The sequence below is a fragment of the Emticicia sp. TH156 genome (assembly GCF_002855535.1).
GTDB classification, from domain to species: Bacteria; Bacteroidota; Bacteroidia; order Cytophagales; family Spirosomataceae; genus Emticicia; species Emticicia fluvialis.
Map to the genome: position 1 here is coordinate 1 of NZ_PKRS01000030.1, position 3319 is coordinate 3319.

The window sequence follows — 3319 nt, forward strand, 5'->3', positions numbered from 1 at the left end:
CAGCATCGTAACTACGACGACTCATCAGCTTTTTTGAATCTCCCATGTTTGCAAAATTTATGCAAATAAGTGTGCCGATTTAATGAACCATCTCAAGTCACCAGTTTTACAATAGTCAAAATTTTAGTTTTCGTTTACATTTCCTGTTCTTTTAGATAGTAATCACGAGCGTTAAGGTTTTCAACTCTCATAATTAATCGATTATGGCTCAACGTCAATTTTCTACACACTGTGTAGAAAATCTCGTAATCAGCGAAAGTTAAATAAAACTGTCTAAAATTATACAGGTTAGTAAACGAATACCCCCTGCCATATTTAGCAGTTAATTCCTTTAATAGTTCTTTCAGTATTCCTATGAGACACAATTAAGAACCAAGGTAGAACTTCCTTCTATAGGTTCTCCCACATTTTCTCTCACAGATTGTGTCACAGGTTCACTCACAGTCTTCTCCTTTGAATAAAGTGGATTCAAAATCTATTCAGAAACTCCCAGATCCTGCGAAAGGATCTAATACACAAAGGGCTTACTATTAGAAATTTCTTCTATCTTATTGACCCTTCTAAAGATTAGCTATTTCATCATTACTATTTCTTTATAAAGGACTCGTTTAATTATAATATTAACTAAAGCTTGTTAAATCTTACAAAAATTTGTAATTTTGTAATGAAAAGAACTCTGTAGCTATCCGAAGCCCCACGTTCCACGTAGGAGATTCATGTAGGTAGAACGGAGTTCTTTTTTTTGGATTTTAGTTGTGATGTATCCAATTCATATTCGCTTGACTTAAAATTCCAATGCCTGTAAGCGTCTTCCCAATGATCTTCTGGTCCTGTTTGCTTCCCTGTCGATACGCCGATGTTAAAGCCTTTATGCAATTTGTTCACTCTAGCGTATATATGTTTGTAAAGTTTTTCTTTAGCAATGGTTCTTTTTCCTCTCCTTTTTTTACCAATTGGTTTTTCTTTGTGCATATCGTTCAATCTGAAAGCCATGGCTCCCAATACAACATCCATCATTTGCAGAGGTAAATGCTTATGAGAATCTACTTCTGTAATAGCATCCTTACGAAACCTTAAGCGAGCTAGCTGAAATTGACGATTATTTTCAAGATTCTTAATAAACTCTTTGAATCTGTTATTCTTTTCAATTTTATCTGGCAGGGCATCAAAATACGCTCTTAAATGAATCGTTTTCGAAGTATCATTACTGTAGGCAAAACCAAAAGCATGCTTAAAAAATTGATAATACAATATGAAAAATTCATCCTGAATTTGGTCTTCCGAAAGGTTTAGAGGTTTATTTGAATTTTGAGTAAACATTACTCTCATCTTAATCTTACCCTCTTCCATTAAGTCAAAAAAAGCATCTATTACAGTCTTATATTTTTCTAAGTACTGCTCAGTTACTTTTTGCCATTTAATTTCATTTCCGAAACCAACATCTTCGCAAACTTTTTTGAGTTTTCTTTGTACAAAAGATAAATCTTTGGACTTGATTAAAACACCTCCATAAAAGTTAGAAAAATAGCGTCCTTTTTTTACAGATTCGTCACACCAGATAAAATACTCCATCGCTCTACATCCATTATTGTTTCTACAAAAATACAAATTTTTGTAGTAGAAGCTTATTGAGTTTTTAAGTATATGGAACCACTATGACTGTAAAGTGAAGGTTTATTAGAGTAAATGGAAAGTATTTCGCAGTAAACGGCACCTATTTAACGTCAAGTGTCATATTATCTTGGAAACAAGGCTATTTTCTACCAAGCACCTAAACCCTCATTTTTTACGTGGATATTCATAATCGCTCACCAAATACTTAATATTATAATTAACAGTTAAGTATATATGTAAAGAGCTATAGTAAGAAGCAGGTAAGAAATAATAATTCCATAGAGGTTTTAGATTGTACCGAAAAATATAAAAATATTACAAACTTTCGTATATTTGATACCGAGCAGTAATTTTGGAAAGGATATTAAGGAGTGAAAACTTTAAAATTAGTTTGCTTCTGGAAATGTGAGATAATTTATAGAATAAACTTGTTCTAAAGCTATTTTATAAATTATTAAGAAGAATTTGAAATACCCCTTATAAAGCAAAAACCCGATAGCTTGAAAAAGTTCAGGGGCTATCGGGAATAGTATGCTACAAATATAAATGATTATTTTGTAAAATGCAAGAGATAATACTAAAATGAGATTTAAAGAGTTCGAACAAATAATGTCTGTGGCTAGAATGAATCGTTATAAGTTAGCTTGTAATAATGATACAAAGAAAGCTATGACATTGTATAGACTAAATTTAAAATTATCTCAAGAGCTTTTTACAATTATCAGTTGTTTTGAAATAGCTTTGAGAAACTCAATTGATAAACATTATACTGCTACAATGGGTAATGAATGGCTGCGAAAAGAAGCAAGTTCGGGAGGAAGATTTAATAGCAGTAATACTTTTAGAACCGCCACTATTATACGAGAAGCTGTAAGAAAGCTTGGTACTAAGTATACACATAATAAGTTAGTGGCCGAAATGGATTTTGGTTTTTGGCGGTTTTTGTTCGCGCAGCCACAATTTTTAGCGGGAAGGCAATCATTACTTCAGATATTTCCGGCTAAGCCTAGAAGTACTCAGGCTATACAATATAATCATACGTATGTTTTTAATGAACTAGCTAAAATTAATCATCTGAGGAATAGGTTAGCCCATCATGAACCAATTTGTTTTTCGTCAACTCCGACACGAATTGATACAACTTATGCCAGGCAGCATTATGCATTAATTCTTCAGCTATTTAACTGGATGCAGATTAATGAATCGACTCTTTTATATGGTTTAGACCATATCAATGAAGTAGCAAACAAAATTGACTCGCTTTAAAACATATTGGATGAGAAAATTACTGTAAGAAATAATAATTCTACAGCAGCTTTAAGCTGTCCCGAAAAACACATAAATATTGCAAACTTTCGTATATTTGGGAACGAACAAAATATATAAGGATTACTTTTTTTCTATATTTTGAAATTTTGCTATAAAATTCTTTGCTAAACTCATGTGGAGGAAAGAAAGCTCGATAATTTTTCCTTTGAAAACATAAGTGAAAATTGGATTAATTTTAAAAGTTTGATACTTAAATTTGCCTATTTTCATCCCATTTTTATAATATGTCTTATCTTTCTTATCCCGAATTAATATTAATTTGGAATATTAACTGTAGTGTAATCTGAGATGGTTCATTAAATCGGCACACTTATTTGCATAAATTTTGCAAACATGGGAGATTCAAAAAAGCTGATGAGTCGTCGTAGTTACGATG

3 protein-coding genes are annotated in these 3319 nt (G+C 31.9%); 1 reads left to right on the forward strand and 2 read right to left on the reverse strand.

Annotation, left to right across the window (positions count from 1 at the left end; genetic code table 11):
• Positions 1-134: 134 nt before the first annotated feature.
• Both C0V77_RS23630 and C0V77_RS22775 read right to left on the reverse strand, forming a co-directional pair.
• Positions 135-365 (reverse strand): DUF1016 N-terminal domain-containing protein, encoded by a 231-nt coding sequence (locus C0V77_RS23630; protein WP_101728694.1) that lies wholly within the window; start codon positions 363-365, stop codon positions 135-137.
• A 349-nt stretch (positions 366-714) separates the two neighbouring features.
• The gene (locus C0V77_RS22775) at positions 715-1572 is read right to left on the reverse strand and encodes a DUF3800 domain-containing protein (protein ID WP_101728695.1); all 858 of its coding nucleotides are present in this window, start codon (positions 1570-1572) and stop codon (positions 715-717) included.
• Between the two features lie 624 nt (positions 1573-2196).
• On the opposite strand from C0V77_RS22775, the gene C0V77_RS22780 reads away from it, so the two are divergent.
• Entirely contained in the window at positions 2197-2880 is a 684-nt protein-coding gene (locus C0V77_RS22780) for an Abi family protein (protein WP_101728696.1), read from the forward strand.
• Positions 2881-3319: the final 439 nt, after the last annotated feature.

What these genes read in the sequence shown, in the direction of transcription:
- C0V77_RS22780 (WP_101728696.1), top strand. Translation starts at nt 2,197, where the DNA reads ATGAGATTTAAAGAGTTCGAACAAATAATGTCTGTGGCTAGAATGAAT.
- C0V77_RS22775 (WP_101728695.1), bottom strand. Translation starts at nt 1,572, where the DNA reads ATGGAGTATTTTATCTGGTGTGACGAATCTGTAAAAAAAGGACGCTAT.